The sequence below is a fragment of the Streptodolium elevatio genome (assembly GCF_040649515.1).
Lineage (GTDB): Bacteria > Actinomycetota > Actinomycetes > Streptomycetales > Streptomycetaceae > Yinghuangia > Yinghuangia elevatio.
Window position 1 is genome coordinate 21725 of sequence record NZ_JBEZFP010000027.1, and the last position, 18638, is coordinate 40362.

22 protein-coding genes are annotated in these 18638 nt (G+C 72.0%); 16 read left to right on the plus strand and 6 right to left on the minus strand.

Annotated features, from left to right (window positions below):
* The first annotated feature begins 387 nt into the window (after positions 1 to 387).
* From AB0C36_RS13220 to AB0C36_RS13235, 4 genes are all read left to right on the plus strand, one after another.
* The gene (locus AB0C36_RS13220) at positions 388 to 1056 is read left to right on the plus strand and encodes a hypothetical protein (RefSeq protein WP_358353130.1); all 669 of its coding nucleotides are present in this window, start codon (positions 388 to 390) and stop codon (positions 1054 to 1056) included.
* Between the two features lie 111 nt (positions 1057 to 1167).
* On the plus strand, positions 1168 to 2226 hold the full coding sequence (locus AB0C36_RS13225) for an ABC transporter ATP-binding protein (RefSeq protein WP_435839037.1): 1059 nt from the start codon (positions 1168 to 1170) through the stop codon (positions 2224 to 2226).
* The gene (locus tag AB0C36_RS13230) at positions 2223 to 3041 is read left to right on the plus strand and encodes an ABC transporter permease (RefSeq protein ID WP_358353132.1); all 819 of its coding nucleotides are present in this window, start codon (positions 2223 to 2225) and stop codon (positions 3039 to 3041) included. Before AB0C36_RS13225 ends, AB0C36_RS13230 begins: the two co-directional genes overlap by 4 nt.
* A gap of 85 nt (positions 3042 to 3126) precedes the next feature.
* The gene (locus tag AB0C36_RS13235) at positions 3127 to 3885 is read left to right on the plus strand and encodes a hypothetical protein (RefSeq protein WP_358353134.1); all 759 of its coding nucleotides are present in this window, start codon (positions 3127 to 3129) and stop codon (positions 3883 to 3885) included.
* 87 nt (positions 3886 to 3972) lie between these two features.
* On the opposite strand, the gene ybaK is transcribed toward AB0C36_RS13235, so the two are convergent.
* From ybaK to AB0C36_RS13260, 5 genes are all read right to left on the minus strand, one after another.
* Positions 3973 to 4488: a Cys-tRNA(Pro) deacylase gene (gene ybaK, locus AB0C36_RS13240; RefSeq protein WP_358353136.1), complete on the minus strand. Its 516-nt coding sequence runs from the start codon at positions 4486 to 4488 to the stop codon at positions 3973 to 3975.
* A 49-nt stretch (positions 4489 to 4537) separates the two neighbouring features.
* On the minus strand, positions 4538 to 5224 hold the full coding sequence (locus AB0C36_RS13245) for an LON peptidase substrate-binding domain-containing protein (protein ID WP_358353137.1): 687 nt from the start codon (positions 5222 to 5224) through the stop codon (positions 4538 to 4540).
* A 165-nt stretch (positions 5225 to 5389) separates the two neighbouring features.
* Positions 5390 to 6919, minus strand: a complete 1530-nt coding sequence (locus AB0C36_RS13250; RefSeq protein ID WP_358353139.1) for an oxidoreductase — start codon at positions 6917 to 6919, stop codon at positions 5390 to 5392.
* A complete protein-coding gene (locus AB0C36_RS13255) occupies positions 6916 to 7107 on the minus strand; it encodes a DUF397 domain-containing protein (protein ID WP_358353141.1) in 192 nt (63 codons plus the stop codon). The genes AB0C36_RS13250 and AB0C36_RS13255 overlap by 4 nt, the downstream gene beginning before the upstream one ends.
* Before the next feature lie 124 nt (positions 7108 to 7231).
* On the minus strand, positions 7232 to 8113 hold the full coding sequence (locus AB0C36_RS13260) for a helix-turn-helix domain-containing protein (RefSeq protein WP_358353143.1): 882 nt from the start codon (positions 8111 to 8113) through the stop codon (positions 7232 to 7234).
* Between the two features lie 144 nt (positions 8114 to 8257).
* On the opposite strand from AB0C36_RS13260, the gene AB0C36_RS13265 reads away from it, so the two are divergent.
* The 10 genes from AB0C36_RS13265 (at position 8258) to AB0C36_RS13310 (ending at position 15299) form a co-directional block, all read left to right on the plus strand.
* Entirely contained in the window at positions 8258 to 8731 is a 474-nt protein-coding gene (locus AB0C36_RS13265) for an ATP-binding protein (RefSeq protein ID WP_358353145.1), read from the plus strand.
* Positions 8732 to 8813: 82 nt separating this feature from the next.
* Positions 8814 to 10142 (plus strand): histidinol dehydrogenase, encoded by a 1329-nt coding sequence (gene hisD, locus AB0C36_RS13270; RefSeq protein ID WP_358353147.1) that lies wholly within the window; start codon positions 8814 to 8816, stop codon positions 10140 to 10142.
* A gap of 71 nt (positions 10143 to 10213) precedes the next feature.
* Entirely contained in the window at positions 10214 to 11344 is a 1131-nt protein-coding gene (locus tag AB0C36_RS13275; RefSeq protein WP_358353149.1) for a histidinol-phosphate transaminase, read from the plus strand.
* Positions 11344 to 11940 (plus strand): imidazoleglycerol-phosphate dehydratase HisB, encoded by a 597-nt coding sequence (hisB, locus tag AB0C36_RS13280; RefSeq protein WP_358353151.1) that lies wholly within the window; start codon positions 11344 to 11346, stop codon positions 11938 to 11940. Before AB0C36_RS13275 ends, hisB begins: the two co-directional genes overlap by 1 nt.
* A gap of 80 nt (positions 11941 to 12020) precedes the next feature.
* The gene (locus AB0C36_RS13285) at positions 12021 to 12173 is read left to right on the plus strand and encodes a CG2302 family histidine operon protein (protein WP_358353152.1); all 153 of its coding nucleotides are present in this window, start codon (positions 12021 to 12023) and stop codon (positions 12171 to 12173) included.
* Between the two features lie 14 nt (positions 12174 to 12187).
* Positions 12188 to 12817 carry an imidazole glycerol phosphate synthase subunit HisH gene (hisH, locus tag AB0C36_RS13290; protein WP_358353154.1) on the plus strand — a complete coding sequence of 210 codons (630 nt, stop codon included), beginning with the start codon at positions 12188 to 12190 and terminating at the stop codon, positions 12815 to 12817.
* A 68-nt stretch (positions 12818 to 12885) separates the two neighbouring features.
* On the plus strand, positions 12886 to 13620 hold the full coding sequence (gene priA / locus AB0C36_RS13295; RefSeq protein WP_358353156.1) for a bifunctional 1-(5-phosphoribosyl)-5-((5-phosphoribosylamino)methylideneamino)imidazole-4-carboxamide isomerase/phosphoribosylanthranilate isomerase PriA: 735 nt from the start codon (positions 12886 to 12888) through the stop codon (positions 13618 to 13620).
* A complete protein-coding gene (locus AB0C36_RS13300; protein ID WP_358353158.1) occupies positions 13617 to 14021 on the plus strand; it encodes a RidA family protein in 405 nt (134 codons plus the stop codon). Before priA ends, AB0C36_RS13300 begins: the two co-directional genes overlap by 4 nt.
* On the plus strand, positions 14018 to 14788 hold the full coding sequence (hisF, locus tag AB0C36_RS13305) for an imidazole glycerol phosphate synthase subunit HisF (RefSeq protein ID WP_358353160.1): 771 nt from the start codon (positions 14018 to 14020) through the stop codon (positions 14786 to 14788). The genes AB0C36_RS13300 and hisF overlap by 4 nt, the downstream gene beginning before the upstream one ends.
* 139 nt (positions 14789 to 14927) lie before the next feature.
* Positions 14928 to 15299, plus strand: coding sequence for a YbjQ family protein (locus tag AB0C36_RS13310; RefSeq protein ID WP_358353161.1), 372 nt, complete (start codon positions 14928 to 14930; stop codon positions 15297 to 15299).
* Between the two features lie 76 nt (positions 15300 to 15375).
* Here AB0C36_RS13310 and AB0C36_RS13315 read toward each other — a convergent pair whose 3' ends face one another.
* Positions 15376 to 16224 carry an undecaprenyl-diphosphate phosphatase gene (locus AB0C36_RS13315; protein ID WP_358353163.1) on the minus strand — a complete coding sequence of 283 codons (849 nt, stop codon included), beginning with the start codon at positions 16222 to 16224 and terminating at the stop codon, positions 15376 to 15378.
* Positions 16225 to 16400: 176 nt separating this feature from the next.
* Between AB0C36_RS13315 and AB0C36_RS13320 the strand changes: the two genes are divergently transcribed.
* Both AB0C36_RS13320 and AB0C36_RS13325 read left to right on the plus strand, forming a co-directional pair.
* Positions 16401 to 17039: an ArsR/SmtB family transcription factor gene (locus AB0C36_RS13320; protein WP_358353165.1), complete on the plus strand. Its 639-nt coding sequence runs from the start codon at positions 16401 to 16403 to the stop codon at positions 17037 to 17039.
* A gap of 149 nt (positions 17040 to 17188) precedes the next feature.
* Positions 17189 to 18637, plus strand: a complete 1449-nt coding sequence (locus tag AB0C36_RS13325; RefSeq protein ID WP_358353167.1) for an MFS transporter — start codon at positions 17189 to 17191, stop codon at positions 18635 to 18637.
* Position 18638 lies beyond the last annotated feature (1 nt).

Below are 18638 nucleotides of genomic sequence, written 5' to 3' on the forward strand. Positions count from 1 at the left end.
CCCCCGCAAGTTGCACATATCGATACTGCCAAATGCCTCTTGCGTGAACTCTTGTGCACGTAGAGTCGTTGTCTCCTATGTAGCCGCACGGCCGGGTGCGGCCACGGAGACCCGGGCCCGAGAGGTCCGGGGGGAACGGGGACGCCGAAATGACCAACGGCCGACAGCACACCCACCCCTCCGATCAGCAGCCCGCACCGCAGCCCGACCTGCGTACCGAGCGGCCGGACCCGCGGCCGGGCAAGAACGGCTGACAGAGGCGCGGACGGGCCTTCGGGTCCGTATCACGGGCGCGCGGCCGTGGCACGATGGGCGGTAAGAGTCCGCGGGGGACACCGGACACCCGCCCGTCGGCACGACCGCGCGACCCGATGGAGGAACACGCCCATGGCCGGTTGGTCGAGACTCGGCAAGGCCGGGATCGCGGCGGCCAAGAGCGGCCGCAAACTGCAGCAGGCCGCGCGGGACGCGGAGCGGCGCGACGCCGCCGGCGGGTACCAGGCATACGACAAGGACCGCGCGGCCGACGGGACGCCGGATGTCGACACCAAGCTGACCACCGCTCAGGCCGTGCTCCTGATCCGCTACATCGCGGGCCGGCTCGTCCTCGGCCGGCTGGAGATGCTCTTCCTCCTCAAGTACGTCCTGCTCGCCCTCGGCATCCTGCTGCTCTTCGGCGGTGTCACGATCCCGCTCGGAATCGTGCTCCTCGTCCTTTTCGCGCTGGCCGTCCTCGCGCAGTGGCTCATCTCCCGCACGGTCGGGAAGCTGGCCGGCTTCAAGCGCCTGGCCGGGGCCGAGGACGCGCTCATGGACGCCACCACCGTCTGGTGGCCCAACCTCAAGCGCGAGCTGCTCCGGGTCGGCCTCCCCACGAGACCCTGGGCCCTCCTCAAGCTCGGCGCCGCCTTCACGGCCCGCCGCCTGCCCGCCGACCAGGAGCGGGCCATCCGCGGCATCCAGTGGCGCGGCGCCGTGCTCCCGCGCGACCAGTGGACCCGCGCACGGCAGGCCCTGGCCAGGGGCGCGGCACGGGGAGCCCCTTCCGCCACGTAGAGTTTTGGGGCACGGATTCCGTCCCTGCCACACCGACAGCATCCGCAAGCGACAGACGACACCCCGGCGCGCCCGCGGCGGCGGCACGGGCAGGAGAGGCACGACGTGGCCATTCTCGGCGCAGCGTTCACAGGGGAGCACCAGGGGGAGGGACGGGAGGGGCACTCCCCGACCTCCGACCCCGCCCCCGCGCGCCGCTCCGACGCGGCCTGCTACCGGGTCGCCGGGCTGTCCAAGAAGTACCGCACCGGCCGCCGGGTCGCCGCCACCACCGTGCACGCCAACGCCGACATCGACCTGGACATCCGGCGCGGCGAGATCTTCGGACTGCTCGGCCCCAACGGCGCCGGCAAGTCCACCCTGGTCCGCCAGCTCACCGGGCTGCTGCGGCCCGACGCCGGATCGATCGACCTGCTCGGCCACGACGTGGTGCGCAGGCCGGAGGCGGCCGCGCGGCTGGTGGCGTACCTCGGCCAGGAGTGCGGCGCGCTCGACGAGTTGACGGTGTCCCTCGCGATCGAGACCACCGCGCGGCTGCGTGCGCTGAGCGCCGAGGCGGCCCGCCGCGCGCGTGCCGAGGTCATGGAGGAGCTGGGGCTGCGCGACCTCGCGGAGCGTCCGATCAAGAAGCTGTCCGGCGGACAGCGCCGCCTCGCGTGTGTCGCCACCGCGCTGGTCGGCGACCGGCCGGTCCTCGTGCTGGACGAGCCGACCGTCGGCATGGACCCGGTCGCGCGCCGCGCGGTGTGGGCCGCGATCGACCGGCGCCGGGCGGAGAGCGGCACCACGGTCGTCCTGGTCACCCACAACGTCATCGAGGCCGAGACGGTCCTCGACCGCGTCGCGGTGCTCGACGAGGGACGCGTCATCGCGTGCGACACCCCGGGCGGACTCAAGGCGACGGTCGGCGACGAGGTCCGGCTCGAACTCGTCTGGCGCGGCGACCCGCCGCTCGACGACCCCACGGTGGCGCTGCTCGCACGCGACGCGGTACGGATCGGCCGGCGCTGGACGACCCGGATGGACCCGGCCACCGCGCGCGAGCTGCTGGCGGCCGTCACGGCGGGGCCGGCGTTCGGCGTGCTGGACGACTTCACGCTGTCGACGCCGAGCCTGGAAGACGCGTACCTCGCCCTGGGCGGGCGCCACGAGGGGCTGGTCAAGGGATGACGACGGTCGGCACACCGAGGTCCGCGTCGAGGGAGGCACCCGAGCGCGGCGTGCCGCAGGCGGACCTCGCCCCCACGACGCCGCTGTGGGCCGGCCTCGTCGCCGTGTACCGCGCGCAACTGTCGCGTACGCGCGTCTCCCGCGTACCGCTGCTCTTCGTCGCGGTCTTCCAGTCCGTCGGCATCATGATCCTCATGCGCGGCGTCGTCGACACCGGCTCCGACAGCGCGCGCGAGGCGGTCGTGGCGGGATCCAGCGTGCTGGTCGTCGCGTTCGTGGCGCTCAACCTGCTGGCCCAGCACTTCGGCGCGCTGCGCGCCGCGAACGCGCTCGACTACTACATGACGCTGCCGGTACGCCCGGCCGCGGTGGTGCTGGGCATGGCGGCGGCGTACGCGTCGTTCACTCTCCCCGGCACCATCGCGACGGCCGTCACCGGCGCGCTGATGTTCCAGCTGCCGCTGGCGAACCTGTGGGCCCTGCTCCTGGTCGTGCCGCTGTCCGGGGCCGCGCTCGCGGGTGTCGGCGCGGTCTTCGGGCTGCTCGCGCCACGGCAGGAACTGGCCACCCTGCTCGGTCAGTTGGGGATGTCGGCGGCGCTGCTGCTGGGCGTCATCCCGGCCGACCGCATGCCGCGCGTGATCGAGCTGGGCCGCGACCTGCTGCCGTCGTCGTACGGCGTGGACGCGTTCATCGCCACGTACGGCACCCCGGACTGGACGGCCTTCGCCACGAACCTCGCGGTGTGCGCGGGGGTCGGCGTGGCGATGCTCACTCTCGCGACGTGGGCGTTCCGGCGCACATCGAGGGGATGAGCAGTGCGTACGGCACCCGGCTGAACCGGCCGGACACCGCGCCCGCCGACCGGCACTCCGACCACGAGCATGGGATTCTGACCGCATGACGTCGCCCTGGCAGTTCGACCAGAACTCTGCCGCCGCCCCGTCCGCCGCCCTGCCCGCCCACCCGCAGGGCCCCGGACAGTCCGCGAACGACTCGAACGACTCGAAGGAGTCGGGATGGGACGCCGCGCGCGGCGACGTCATCGCGGGCGGCATCGTCTTCGGGACCTGCCTTCTGCTCGGCGTGGCCGCCGGAGCGCTCTGGTACGCCATCGCCCCGGACATCCCCAAGATCATCGTGGACCACCTCGAGTACCTGCGGCCCAGCGCGCCCCCGGAGGCCGAGATCGCGCGCGACGGCTGGTTCGCGCTGATCGGGTCGGTCGTCGGCCTGGTGCTGGCGATCCTGGCGTTCTGGAAGGGCCGCAAGTACGGCATCGGCGTCGCGATCGGCCTGGGGGCGGGCGGGATGCTGGGTTCGTACATCGCCTACAAGGTCGGCGGCGCACTCGGCCCGGACACCTTCGGGGAGCAGCTGCTCGCGCGCGACGGCCGCATCGAGTTCGAGGAACCGCTGCGCATCCAGGCCAAGGGTGTCCTCTATTTGTGGCCGATGGCGTCGGTGATTCTCTTCCTGTGCCTCACCGCCGGCTTCGGCCCGCGCGACCGCACCCCGAAGGGGTTCCCGTGGCCCCCGCAACAGCAGGGTCAGATGCAGCCGCACGCGCAGTCGCAGATGCCGTACGCCGCGCCGCCCACCCCCGGTACCGCACCGGGCTCGGCCGCCGGCCCCGACCTCACCAAGCGCTCCGACTGACGCTGCGTCAGGGGCGTCAGGGGCGTCAGGGGCGTCAGGGGCGTTGGGGGCGTCAAGGGCGGTCGGGGGCGTCGGAGGCGGCAGGGCCTACGACGTCCGGCCGATGTCGGCGGTCTTCGCGGCGGTCATGCGCAGGAGGTCGGCCGGCGCGATCTCGATTTCCAGGCCGCGCTTGCCGGCGGACACGAACACGGTCCCGTGGCTGAGCGCGCTCGCGTCCACGACCGTGGCCAGGCGCTTTTTCTGGCCGAGCGGGGAGATCCCGCCGAGGACGTACCCCGTCGTGCGCTCGGCCGCGGCCGGGTCGGCCATCGCGGCGCGCTTGCCGCCGACCGCCGCCGCCAGCGCCTTCAGGTCGAGTTTGCCCGCGACCGGGACGACGCCGACGGTCAGCGCACCGTCGACGTCCGCGACCAGGGTCTTGAACACCCGGTCGGCGGTCACGCCGAGGGCGGCGGCGGCCTCCTCGCCGTAGGAGGCGGCGTCGGGGTCGTGCGCGTACGCGTGCAGGGTGAAGGCGACGCCCTCGCGCGTCAGTGCGACGGTCGCGGGCGTGCCGCCCTGCGACGCTTTGCCCTTCGTACCGGACTTGGCCTTCGCCACGGTGCGTTCCCCTAGCTGTGTTCGTACGTTGTTGCTGCCACGTCGCGCGTCAGTTCGGCTCGGCGCCCTGGCGGAGCAATTCGACGGCCGGGAGCGCGCGGATGTGTTCGAGCAGCGCGCTCTCGCGGCGCAGGAGGGACAGCTCCGCGCGCAGGCGTACCGTGCCGTCGTCGGCGACCAGCAGGCCCTGCTTGTCCTTCAGATCCAGCACCATGGCCGCCGCGACCAGGTACGACAGCACCACCGCGTCGTCCGGCAGCTCCGGGAGCTCGACCGGCCCGCGCCCCTGCGCGCCCACCAGCTTGTGCTGGTAGTCGGCGAACGCCCGGGAGACCGCAAGGGCCAGTACCTCCGCGTCGTCGCCCCGCGGCTCGGCCATCGCCTCGACCTCGCCGACCAGATACGGCCCGGAGTCGTCCACGGCCAGCAGCCGAAACCGCTTCGCCCCGGTCGCCACGACGTCGAACCGCCCGTCCGCGTGCGGGCGGATCGACGCGACCTCGGCAATGCAGCCCACCGGGAACAACGCGTCGACCGCGTCCACCGGCAGGTCGCCCACCTCGCGCCCGGAGCGCAGGGCGATCACCCCGAACCGCCGCTCGCCCTCGGGACGGGCCAGCAGGTCCCGCACCAGGCGCCGATAGCGCTCCTCGAAGATGTTCAGGGGCAGCACAAGACCCGGATAGAGCACCGAGTTGAGCGGGAAGAGCGGGAGCCGGTCGGTCACGGAAACCAAGACTATGGGCTCACCCCCAAACCCCCGACCGGGTTTCCCCGATCGACCCACACCACACTCCGCCCCGGCCGCGCCGGAGAGGACGGGGCCACGGCAGGGCCGCGCGTACGGTGAGGGTCGGGAGGTCGGCCGCCGGTTTCGGTGCGGTTCGGCTCCGCCCCGATATCAGGGGCGGTTGAGGACTCGGGTGGCGCCTGCGGCGGCGGCGCCGGCCAGGGCCCAGCCGAGGAGGACGAGGGTGTAGGCGAGCCATTGGGCCCAGCCGCCGGGGTTCCAGGCTGCTTCCTGGCCGACGGTGACGACGGGGATCAAGAGGTCGACGGTGTAGAAGAAGGCGTTCCAGTGGGGGGCTTCGTCGGCTTTGACGGGGGTGGGGCGGTCGATGGCGAAGGCGATGGTGCCGAGGGCGATCAGGGCGGCGAGCCAGGCGAGGGCGCGGGCGGGGCGGTAGCCGTAGCCGATGGCGGCGTCCTGGAGGTAGCCCCAGATGCGGCCGGGCAGGCGGAGGGTTTCGCGGTTGCGGCGTTGTTTGGCGAGGAGGACGTAGCGGGCCTCCTCGTCCTGGCCGGAGGCGCGGTAGGCGGCGGCGAGTTGCTCGTACGGCTGCGGCTCGTATTCGGGCGTGGCGTTCGCGAGCCAGCGGAGGCGCTGGCGGAGTGTCATGGGTGAAGTCGAGCGCAGGACGGTGTACGTCATGCCGCCGATCGAGACCCGGCCCGCTCCCGGCCACGTGTCCGGGGTGTCCGTCAGCGCGCCGAGTTGGGCGCCGCTGAGCCGGATGTCGCCTTGCGGGTCGGGGACGAGTACGAGCGACAGGGTGCGCGCGGTCACGCGCCAGAGGAAGAGCTCTTCCGCCGGGTCGCGGAGGATCTCGGCCTGGTCGATCACCAGCGCGTCGCCGAAGCGGGCGTCGTTGATGCGGATCGAGCCGGTGGCGGTGAAGTTGTCGCTGAAGTGGAGGGTCTGCTCGACGTACATCCCCGCGCCGTCGAAGGCGAGATGGCGGTGACCGCGCGCGTTCACGCCCGGCTCGGCGTCGATGTGCGCGCGATAGAAAGTCGCCCGGCCGCCGATGCGTGCGCTGCGCAGGCTGACCGTGCCGAAGGCGTGGAACGGCCCGTGGGCGCTGAGGTCGCCGCTCACGTTGACGCCGTCCGCGCCGAGTGAGCGCCCGTCGCGCATCGCGGTCAGACGGGAGCCGTGCAGTACGAGGTCGGTGGCGATCTGCGCGTCGGTGAGGATGACGCCTTCGCGGATTCGGCAGGTGCTCAGGCACAGGTCGCCGTCGACGCGTACCCGGCGGGCGCGTACCGCGTCGATCGTGCAGCCGATGAAGCGGATCGTGCCGGTGTTGGCGTCGTTCAGGATCACGCGGTCGTCGAAGCGGCACCCGCGCAGGTCGACGTACGCGTCGACGCGCGCGCCCCGCAGGTTGAGCGGGCCGGTGATACGCGCGCCGATCACTTCGAGGGCGGGCGTGCGCCCCGGGACCGGCTCCGCCTCGCCGAGCAGCAGGCGGGCCAACACCTCGGCGCGTACGGTGCGTTCGGCGCCCCAATCGTCGCCCATGTCGGCGTCGGGCAGCGGCCAGTCGGAGGAGGTGGGCCCGGCCACCGCCCCGAACACGCACTCCTCGCCGCTGCGGTACGCCTCCCAGACCTGCCGTTCGGCGGCGCTGAGATCATTCGGGGTCACGCGGTCGCGGCCCTGTGCGCGAGGAAGGCGTTCCAGGAGTCGGGGGAGAAGCGGAGGTGCGGGGACGCCGGCTGCTCGGAATCCCGGACGAGCGCGGCCGAGGGCTCGCAACCCACCTCGACGCAATCGCCGTTCGCGCCGCTGTACGAACTCGTGCGCCACGCGGCAGGGGGCTCGGTCGCCGCCACTTCGACGCAATTGTGTTCAACAGTGCGTTCGACCCCGTGTTCAACACCGCGTTCAACGCCGGTGTGCGCACCCTTGCGCCCCGCTATGCCGTGCCCCATCCGCTCCCCGCCTTCGACGCCCTTGTCACAGATCGTCGCGCAAACGGTCGATGAAGGCCAGTGACCGCTTAGGTGAGGCGGCAACCGCTCGTAAGTGCTCGAACACGTCCGCGTACTGGCGGACTTGCTCGGGTGCCTCGACGTAGAGGCTGCTGGTGAGGGTCTCCAGGTAGACCACATCGAGGTCGCGCAGCTCGGGGAAGCCGATCAGCGCGAACGGCCCGTTGAGCCCTGGATGGGCGCCGACTTCGAACGGCAGCACCTGCAACGTGACGTTCGGCACCCGCGCGAACTCCCGGAGGTGCGCGAGTTGTTCGCGCATCGTCCGAGCGCCGCCGATCGCGTGCCGCAAGGCCGCCTCGTGTACGACCGTCCACAGGCGCAGCGGGCTCGACTCGCGGGTGAGCGCCTGCTGCCGCGCGGCGCGGACGTCCAGCCGCTGCCGGACCTGTTCCTCCGCGTACCCGTTCGGGTGGGCGTCGATCACCGCGCGGAGGTACGACTCGGTCTGGAGCAGGCCGGGCACCAGCAGGGTCTGGTAGTTCCGTACGTCGGAAGCGGTCGCCTCCAGCGCGATCAGGTCGGTGTAGCCCGGATCGAGCGCGTCGCTGTAGTCGTGCCACCAACCACGCTGGTAGCTGGACCGCGCCAGTGCCTCCAGCGCGGTCCGCGCCGCCGCGTCGTCGACGCCGTAGCGGTCCAGCAGGTCCCTGACGTCACGGGCGCGTACACCCGACTGCCCGTTCTCGATCCGGCTGAGCTTGGAGGCGTGGCAGTCCAGCACGCGCGCGGCGTCCTCGGCGGTGAGGTGGGCGCCTTCGCGGAACTTCCGGAGCGCATTCCCGAGCTGACGCCGTCGGACGGATGGTCCAGGAAGCGCGGGCATGACGGACTCCTCGTCGTTCATGCGTGATCTGGATATTAGAGACTTGCGAAATAAACGGGTGGCGGCCACGATCGTAGCAGGTTGGTTGCGCTGTGTAGGCCTGTCGTCACGCTGAATGGCGGGGCGTCGGCGTGCCCGCGCCCCGTTGCTGCGAGGGGTCGCCTCATGTCATCGCCCATCCCGAGACCGGCAGTGCCCGCAAGACCGGGGCCCGCGGCCGGCCGCAGCCAATCGCTGACATTCCCTTGCGCCCCCGTCGTCGTTCCCCAGGTCCGCGGCCTGCTCGGCGACCTTCTCCTCGCCTGGGGCCTCCCGTCCGGCCACGAGCTCGCGTACGACCTCCGCCTCATCGCCACCGAACTCGTCGCCAACGTCATCGAGCACGCGGCGGACTCCGCCCCCGACCTCACCGTCACGCTCCAACTCGCCGACGGCACCGTCTCCTTCGGCGTACGCGACGGCCACCCCTTCCTCCCCGAACCGCGCGACGGCGCCGACGACCCCTGCGCCGACGACACGTCCGGCCGCGGCCGGCTGATCATCCGTACGCTCGCCGCCGAGGCCGGCGGAACCACCCATGTCGAACGCCACCCCGACGGCAAGACCCTCTGGGTACGGCTGCCCTGGCCGGGGGAGTGACGCCGCTCACCCGACCGGAATCCGCGTCTCACGACCCGACACACGCGGACCCGCGCTCCGCGCCCTCCCTACACTGGGACAGGTGATCTCCCGTATCGATCTGCGCGGCGCCGCCGGCCGGGCTGTCCTGGACAGTCCCGCGGCCCTGCGCGACGTGATGCCCCGTGCCGAGTTCGACGTCGAGGCGGCCCTGGAGAAGGTCCGTCCCATCTGCGACGACGTGCGCCATCGCGGGGTCGAGGCGCTGATCGAGATCACCGAGCGCTTCGACGGCGTGCGGCTGACCGACATCCGGGTCCCGACCGAGGCGATCGACCGGGCCCTGGCCGAGCTGGACCCGAAGGTGCGCGCCGCGCTGGAGGAGACCATCCGCCGCGCCCGCATCGTGCACCGCGACCAGCGGCGTACCGACGTGACCACGCAGGTCGCGCCCGGCGGCACGGTCACCGAGCGGTGGCTGCCGGTCGAGCGCGTGGGGCTGTACGTCCCCGGCGGCCTGGCCGTCTACCCCTCGTCCGTGGTCATGAACGTCGTCCCTGCCCAGGAGGCCGGCGTCACCTCGCTCGCAGTCTCGTCACCCCCGCAGAGTGAATTCGGCGGCCTGCCGCACCCCACGATCCTCGCCGCGTGCGCGCTGCTCGGCGTCGACGAGGTGTATGCGGTCGGCGGCGCCCAGGCGATCGCGATGTTCGCGTACGGAGCCGGCTCCTGCGACCCCGTCAACCTCGTCACCGGCCCCGGCAACATCTACGTCGCGTCCGCGAAGCGCCTGCTCAAGGGCCGCATCGGCATCGACTCCGAGGCCGGCCCGACCGAGATCGCGGTGCTCGCCGACGCCACCGCCGACCCCGTGCACGTCGCGTCCGACCTGATCAGCCAGGCCGAACACGACACGCTCGCGGCGTCCGTCCTGGTCACCGACTCGCCGGAGCTGGCCGACGCGGTCGAGGCCGAACTCAAGGCCCAGGTCGCCGCGACCAAGCACGTCGAGCGCGTCACCACCGCGCTCGGCGGCCGTCAGTCCGGCCTCGTCCTGGTCGACTCGGTCGACGACGGCCTCAAGGTCGTCGACGCGTACGCCGCCGAGCACCTGGAGATCCAGACCGCCGACGCCTCCGCCGTCGCGGCCCGGGTGCGCAACGCGGGCGCGATCTTCGTCGGCCCGTGGGCGCCCGTCTCGCTGGGCGACTACTGCGCGGGTTCCAACCACGTGCTGCCCACCGGAGGCTGCGCGTGCCACAGCTCCGGCCTGTCCGTGCAGTCGTTCCTGCGCGGCATCCACGTCATCGACTACAGCGAGAGCGCCCTCGCCGAGGTCGCGCACCACGTCGTCACCCTCGCCGAAGCCGAGGACCTGCCCGGCCACGGCGCGGCCATCAAGGCGCGCTTCGGATGGGCGGTGCCGGAATGAGCAACCCCGGAACGAGCAACCCCGGAACGAGCACACCCGCAGTGAGCCGGCCCGCGACGAGCACACCCGCAATGAACGTGCCCGCGACGAGCGCACCCGCCACCCGCATCGACGACTTGCCCATCCGCGACGAGCTGCGCGGCCAATCGCCGTACGGTGCGCCGCAGTTGCAGGTCCCCGTGCTGCTCAACACCAACGAGAACCCGTACCCGCTCCCCGACGAGCTGGTGGACCGCATCGCCGAGCGCGTCGCCGCGGCCGCGCGGCACCTCAACCGCTACCCGGACCGCGACGCCGTCGAGCTGCGCACCCGCCTCGCCGAATACCTTTCGGAGAACGGCGGCGTCCCGCTCACCACGCGCCACGTATGGGCGGCCAACGGCTCCAACGAGGTGCTGCAGCAACTCCTCCAGGCCTTCGGCGGCCCGGGGCGCAGCGCGCTCGGCTTCGACCCGTCGTATTCGATGCACGCACTCATCGCGCGCGGCACCGGCACCGAGTGGATCTCCGGCGCACGCCGCGACGACTACTCCATCGACCTCGACGACGCGCTCGCGGCGATCGCCGAACACCGCCCCAACGTGGTGTTCCTGTGCTCGCCCAACAACCCCACCGGCACCGCGCTCGACGGTGCGGTCGTCGAGGCGGTGTACGGCGCGGCGCAGGCGGCCCGGCCCTCCCTCGTCATCGTCGACGAGGCGTACGTCGAGTTCTCGCACCACGCGTCGCTGCTCACGCTGCTCGACGGCCGCCCCAACCTGGTCGTGTCGCGCACGATGTCCAAGGCCTTCGGCGCGGCGGGGCTGCGGCTCGGCTACCTGGCGGCGGACCCGGCGGTGGTCGACGCGGTGCAGCTCGTACGCCTGCCGTACCACCTGTCCGCCGTCACCCAGGCGACCGCGCTGGCCTGCCTGGAGCACACCGGCACACTGCTCGGCTACGTCGCCGAGCTCAAGCGCCAGCGCGACCGCATCGTCGCCGAACTGGCCGGCATGGGCTGCGAAGTCACCGCCTCCGACGCGAACTTCGTGCAGTTCGGCCGCTTCGAGGACACGCGTGCCGTATGGCAGGCGATCCTCGACCGCGGCGTCCTGGTCCGCGACAACGGGGTGCCGGGGATGCTGCGGGTGACCGCCGGGACCGACGAGGAGAACACGGCGTTCCTCGACGCGATGCGCGCCGTACTGAAGGAGATCAGCTGATGGCCCGGATCGGCCGCGTCGAACGCGCCACCAAGGAGACGTCCGTCCTCGTCGAGGTCAACCTCGACGGGACCGGCCAGGTCGAGGTCGCCACGGGCGTCGGGTTCTTCGACCACATGCTCGACCAGCTCGGCAAGCACGGCCTGTTCGACCTGACCGTCAAGACCGACGGCGACCTGCACATCGACTCGCACCACACCATCGAGGACACCTCCCTCGCGCTCGGCGCGGCGTTCCGCCAGGCCCTCGGCGACAAGGCGGGCATCCGGCGCTTCGCGAACGCGTCCGTGCCGCTGGACGAGGCGCTCGCGCAGGTCACCGTCGACCTGTCCGGCCGCCCGTACCTCGTGCACAGCGAGCCGGAGGGCATGGCGCCGATGATCGGCCCGGCGTACGACACCACCCTGACGCGCCACATCCTCGAGTCGTTCGTCGCCCAGGCGCACATCTGCCTGCACGTGCACGTGCCGTACGGCCGCAACGCGCACCACATCGTCGAGGCCCAGTTCAAGGCCCTCGCCCGCGCCCTCTCCGACGCCTGCGTCCTCGACCCCCGCCGCGCCGGCGTAATCCCCTCCACCAAGGGCGCGCTGTAGATGGGGCAGTCGTACCAGCACATCCCTGTACGGCCTGTACGGGCGGGCACCTTCCGTGCCGCAATCACAGAAGGCGTCTCATGAGTGGTATCGCCGTCGTTCTCATTGCCCTTGGGCTGTTCCTGATCGGCGGGGTCGTCTCGTTCGTCAAGCAGGGCATGCCGAAGGGCGTCATCGTGCTGCTCGGGCTGTGCGGGGCGATGTCGCTCGCGGCCGGGCTGCTGCGCGTCTAGGAGGGGATCACGTCATGAAGAAGGTCGTCATCCTCGACTACGGATCGGGGAACCTCCGCTCGGCCGAGCGCGCGGTGGCGCGCCTCGGGGTCGAGGTCGAGGTCACCGCGGACTACCAGACCGCGCTGAACGCCGACGGGCTGATCGTGCCCGGGGTCGGCGCGTTCGCCGCGTGCATGGAAGGCCTCAAGGCGGTACGCGGGGACCGCATCGTCGACCGGCGCATCGCCGGCGGGCAGCCCGTGCTCGGGATCTGCGTGGGCATGCAGATCCTCTTCGAGCGCGGTGTCGAGCACGGGGTCGAGACCCCGGGCTGCGACGAGTGGCCCGGCACGGTGGAGCGCCTGGAGGCGCCGATCGTGCCGCACATGGGGTGGAACACCGTGGACGCGCCCGAGGACACCGTGCTGTTCGCGGGGCTCGACGCCGACACCCGCTTCTACTTCGTGCACTCCTACGGCGTACGCAAGTGGGAGCTGCCGCCTTCCGAGCACCTGGCTCCGCCGCTGGTCACCTGGTCGACGCACGGCACGCCGTTCGTCGCCGCCGTCGAGAACGGGTACCTTTCGGCCACCCAGTTCCACCCCGAGAAGTCCGGCGACGCCGGGGCCGCCGTGCTCCGCAACTGGCTTGCCACCCTCTGACCCCCCGACCGGGCACCCGACCTGGCACCCGACTTGGCACCCGAGCCCTCCGAAGGATCGTTGAGAACATGAGCGAGACCCGTCGCCTGGAACTGCTGCCCGCCGTGGACGTCGCCGACGGCCAGGCCGTCCGGCTCGTGCAGGGCGAGGCCGGTTCCGAGACCTCGTACGGTGACCCGCTGGCCGCGGCCATGGCCTGGCAGAACGCCGGCGCCGAGTGGATCCACCTGGTGGACCTCGACGCCGCCTTCGGCCGCGGCTCCAACCGCGACCTGCTCGCCGAGGTCACCGGCAAGCTGGACGTCAAGGTCGAGCTGTCCGGCGGCATCCGCGACGACGCGTCCCTGGAGGCCGCGCTCGCGACCGGCTGCCACCGGGTGAACCTGGGCACCGCCGCGCTGGAGTCGCCGGACTGGGCGCGCTCGGCGATCGCCCGGCACGGCGACAAGATCGCGGTCGGCCTGGACGTACGCGGCACCACGCTCGCCGGCCGCGGCTGGACCCGCGAGGGCGGCGAGCTGTTCGAGACGCTGGCCCGCCTCGACGCCGACGGCTGCGCCCGCTACGTCGTCACCGACGTCAAGAAGGACGGCACCCTCACCGGCCCCAACCTGCAGCTGCTGCGCGACGTCTGCGCCGCGACGGATCGCCCGGTGGTGGCCAGCGGCGGCGTCTCGTCGCTCGACGACCTGCGCGCCATCGCCGAGCTCGTGCCGCTCGGTGTGGAGGGCGCGATCGTGGGAAAGGCGCTCTACGCGCAGGCGTTCACTCTCGAAGAGGCCTTGGAGGCGGTGTCGCGATGACCGAAGCGCGTGACGAAGTGCAGCGGATCTCCTCGGGAGGACCGTACGAGGACGTCATCGGCTACTCGCGCGCCGTCGTCGTCGGCGACCTCGTGCTGGTGTCCGGCTGCACGAGCATCGTCGACGGCCTGTTCATCGGCGAGGGCGACCCCTACGAGCAGACGCTGACCGCCTTCCAGGTGGCCGAAAAGGCGCTCCAGCAGATCGGGCTGACGCGCGACGACGTCGTGCGCACCCGCATGTACATCACCCACGCGCGCGACTCGGACGCGGTCGGCCGCGCGCACAAGGAGATGTTCGACACCGCCCGGCCGGCCGCGACCATGGTCGTGGTGGCCGGGCTGATCGACTCGCGGATGCTGGTCGAGGTCGAGGTCGAGGCCTACCGGGGGGCGAAGTGAGCCTCGCGGTACGCGTCATCCCCTGCCTGGACGTCGACGCCGGCCGGGTGGTCAAAGGCGTCAACTTCCAGAACCTGCGCGACGCGGGGGACCCGGTCGAGATGGCCCGCGTGTACGACGCGGAAGGCGCCGACGAGCTGACGTTCCTCGACATCACGGCGTCCTCGGGCAGCCGCGAGACGACGTACGACGTGGTGCGCCGCACCGCCGAGCAGGTCTTCATCCCGCTGACCGTCGGCGGCGGCGTACGCAGCGTGCAGGACGTCGACAAGCTGCTGCGCGCGGGCGCGGACAAGGTGGGGGTGAACACGGCCGCCATCGCCCGCCCCGAGCTGATCGCCGAGATCGCCGACCGCTTCGGCGCCCAGGTGCTGGTCCTCTCGGTCGACGCGCGCCGCTGCCCCGAGGGCGTGCGCACCGACTCGGGCTTCGAGGTCACCACGCACGGCGGCCGCCAGGGCACTGGGATCGACGCCGTGGAATGGGCCGCGCGCGCCGCCGACTTGGGCGCGGGCGAGATCCTGCTCAACTCGATGGACGCCGACGGCACCAAGGACGGCTACGACCTGGAGATGATCCGTCGGGTCCGCGCCGAGGTGACCATCCCCGTCATCGCCTCCGGCGGCGCGGGCGCCCTCGGCGACTTCGCCCCCGCGGTCGAGGCCGGCGCCGACGCGGTCCTCGCGGCCAGTGTCTTCCACTTCGGCGACCTGCGCATCCCGCAGGTCAAGGACGCCCTCAAGGCCGCCGGACAGCCCGTCCGCTGACCCCGGACCGGTGCCGGGCCAGGTACGTGCACCGCATGCCCGAACGGGTGCCCGCGGGTGCGGCCGCCGCCATGCCGCGACAAGCTGGCGGGATGGGCGGCCCGCATCCCGGGGGCCGCACGGTCGGCGGAGGCGCGTCGTGAGCGAAGACCTGAGCGCGTACGGGGGCGGAATCGACAACAGTTCCGGCGTACTCGTCGTGACCACCAACGATGTGCCGGGCCACCGCGTCGACTCGGTGGTCGGCGAGATCTTCGGGCTCACCGTACGCTCCCGGCACCTGGGCAGCCAGATCGGCGCGGGCCTCAAGTCCATGGTCGGCGGCGAACTGCGCGGCCTGACCAAGACGCTCGTGGAGAGCCGCAGCGAGGCGATGCAGCGCCTGGTCGACCAGGCCCGGGCACGCGGCGCCAACGCGGTCCTGGCAATGCGCTACGACGTCACCGAAGCCGGCAACGGCACCGAAATCTGCGCCTACGGCACAGCCGCAGTGATCACCCCAGTCGGTTGACCGGCCCGCCTGAGGTGCCGCGAACGCTGCGGCGCGCGCGTCCCCGCGCACCCGCGCACCCGCGTGTCCCTGCGGGTCAGGCGTCGAGGAAGCCGGAGGCGAGCATGCCGATGAGGGCTAGGCCGACGAGGACGCGGTAGACGGCGAAGCCGTTGATGGTGTGCTTGGAGACGAACTTGAGCAGCCATGCGACGGACGCGTACGCGACGATGAACGACACGCCGGTGCCGACCGCGATGGCGAGGCCGCTGGTGTGGCCTTCGGTGGCGTCCTTGAGTTCGTAGATGCCGGCGCCGGTGAGGGCGGGGATCGACAGGAAGAAGGACAGGCGCGTCGCGGCGACGCGGTCGAGGCCGAGGATGAGCGCGGTGGAGATGGTCGCGCCGGACCGTGAGAAGCCCGGGAAGAGCAGTGCGAGGATCTGCGAACTGCCCACCACCATCGCGTCCTTGAGGGTGACCTCGTCCTCGCCGCGGCGGCGGCCGCGCTTGCCGCCGACCGATTCGGCGTACCACATCACGCCGCTGCCGACGATGAGCGAGCCCGCGACCACCCACAACGAGGCGAGCGGGCCGTGGATGAGCGGCTTCATCGCGATGCCGACGATCACGATCGGGATCGTCGCGTAGATCACCCACCACGCGAACTTGTAGTCGCGGTCGTGCCGTTGCTCCTTGTGCGCGATGCCCCGGCCCCAGGCGGACACGATGCGCACGATGTCCTTGATGAAGTAGACGATCACGGCGGCGATCGCGCCGACCTGGATGACCGCGGTGAAGCCGACCACGGACTTGTCGTCGACGTCGATGCCGAGCAGGCCTTCGGTGATCTTCAGGTGGCCGGTCGAGGAGACCGGCAGGAACTCGGTGAGTCCTTCGACGACGCCCAGGATGACCGCGTCCATGACGCCGATGTTCGAACTCACGAACGAAGTCTCCTCAGGGGGTGATCAATTGGCGTGCGGATCCTTGCATTGCGAGGTGAACGGGACAAGGACTCCGGGTCAACGTACGGCTATCCGGGTGGCCGCGTCGGGGGTTCCGAAAGAGAAACTGCGAAATAAATATTGCGAAAGACTTCCTTCGGTTCTACCGTGGAGGCATGCCCGAGAACCCGCCGCACGATCCGCACGACGACCCGGCCGACCCCGGCGCGCCGGACGCCCGGGGCGTACGGAACACCCGTGACATAGAGGCCCTCAAGGTCTTCACCCACCCGCTGCGCCTGCGGGTGCTGCGCCTGCTGCGCTCGGAGGGGGCGGCCACCGCGTCCGGCCTGGCCCGCGTGCTCGGCACCACGCCGTCGCTGATCAGCTATCACCTGCGGGCGATGGCCAAGCACGGCTTCATCGCCGAGGATCCCGAGGCGTCCAGCGACGGCCGCGAGCGGCGCTGGATCGCGCTGAACGACCTGCGGTTCAGCACCGCCGACTTCAGCGGCGACGAGGTAGCCGTCGAGGTCGCCGACGCCGTGGTCATGACCGCGCACTCGGACATCACCGACCTGTTCGAGAAGTCGCTGCGCCACGTCAAGAGCATGGGGTTGGACTGGCAGAACGCGTCCTTCTCCGCGGCCCCCGCGCTCCGCCTCTCGGCGGCCGAACTCCAGGCGCTTTACGAGGAGTTGTTCGCCGTCGTGGACCGCTTCCGGGGCCGCGCCGAGGACCACGACGCGGACGGCGGGCGCCGCGAGCGCGTCCAGCTCGAACTGCTCGGGTTCCCGTACGCGCCCGCGCCCTGAACCGTCCCACCGACCAGTCCCGGCAACTGGTCCCACCAACCAGCCCCACAACCAGTCCAATCAACCAGTCCAATCAACCAGTCCAATCAGCCAGTCCGATCAGCCAGTCCCGTGGACCTGACCCGCCGACCAGCCCTCGCGAGGTGACCGTGAACCGCCCGTCGCGCACCAAGCACACCGCCACCGCGGCCGCCACCACGACCGCCCGCGCGGCTCAGGCCGCCGGCACCGAGACCCGCGAGGACGCGGGCGTCGGGCCGGAGCCGGGGCCGGGCGCGGGGCCGGGCGCTCCGCGGCGTACCGGCCCCGGGGCCGCCGTCTACCGCTGGCTCGCGGCCTTCGGCGTCTCGCTCGTCGGCGACCAACTGTGGTTCATGGCTCTGTCCTGGCAGGCCGTCGAGGCCTCCGGACCCGCCGCGGCGGGCATCGTCGTCACGCTCGGCACCGTGCCCCGGGCGATCCTCATGCTGCCCGGCGGATCCATAGCCGACCGCTTCGGCGCGCGCCGCGTCGTCATCGCCAGCGACCTGGTCCGCTGCCTCGTCATGGTGGCCGCCGCCGCGACGGTCGCCCTCACCGCACCCGGCATCGCGCTGCTCGCCGTCGTGGCGCTGCTCTTCGGCGCCGTCGACGCGCTGTTCATGCCCGCCGTCGGCGCGATGCCCGCGACGCTGACCACACCCGACCAATACGCCCGCGTGCAGGGCCTGCGCAGCCTCGCCAACCGCTGCGCGGCCGTGGCCGGCGGACCGGTGAGCGGCCTTGCCCTCGCACACGGGGGCGTTGCGGGCGCGTTCGCGGCAAGCGCCCTGCTCTTCGCGGTCTCACTGGCGCTGCTGTGGCAACTGCGGCCCGCACCACGCCTGGTCGCCGACTCGGCGGCGGCCGACACACCGGACTGCGAAAACACACCAGACTGCGAAAACACACCGAACCGCGACGACGCACCGGAGCGCACCGACGCGTCCAAGCCCACGGAGGACAGCGGCGTACGCGCCGGGCTGCGCTACGCCTGGTCCATCCCCCTGCTCAAATACACCCTCATCGTCGCGGTCATCGCCGAACTCGGCTTCAGCGCCCCGATGAACATCGGCGTCGTGCTGCTGGCCGCCGACCGCGGCTGGGGACCCGGCGGCCTCGGCCTGCTGATCGGCGCGTGGGGCGTGGGCGCCGTCGCGACCGGCCTGATCCTCTCCGTACGCGGCCACGTGCCGCACGCCGGACGCGTGATGCTGGGCGCCCTCGTCCTGTCCACCGCCGGCATCGCGGCGACGGGGCTCGCGCCCGGACTGGTCTCCGCCGCCGCCGGTGCGGCCGTCCTCGGCGTCGGCTCCGGCCTGTGGGGCGGGCTGTGCGGCGCGCTCATCCAGACCACCGCGGCACGCCCCATGCTCGGCCGCGTGGTCTCGGTGCAGATGCTCGGCGCCATCGGCCTGGCCCCGATGACGTACCCGCTCGCCGGCCTGCTGGCCGGTGCGGTCGGGCCCGGGGCGGTGTTCGTGGTGGGCGCCGCGGTGTCCGCGGTGGGCGTGGTCATCGGGGCGGTGTGCCGGCCGCTGCGCACCTTCGAACTGCCCCGGCCCGGCACGTACGGGTGAC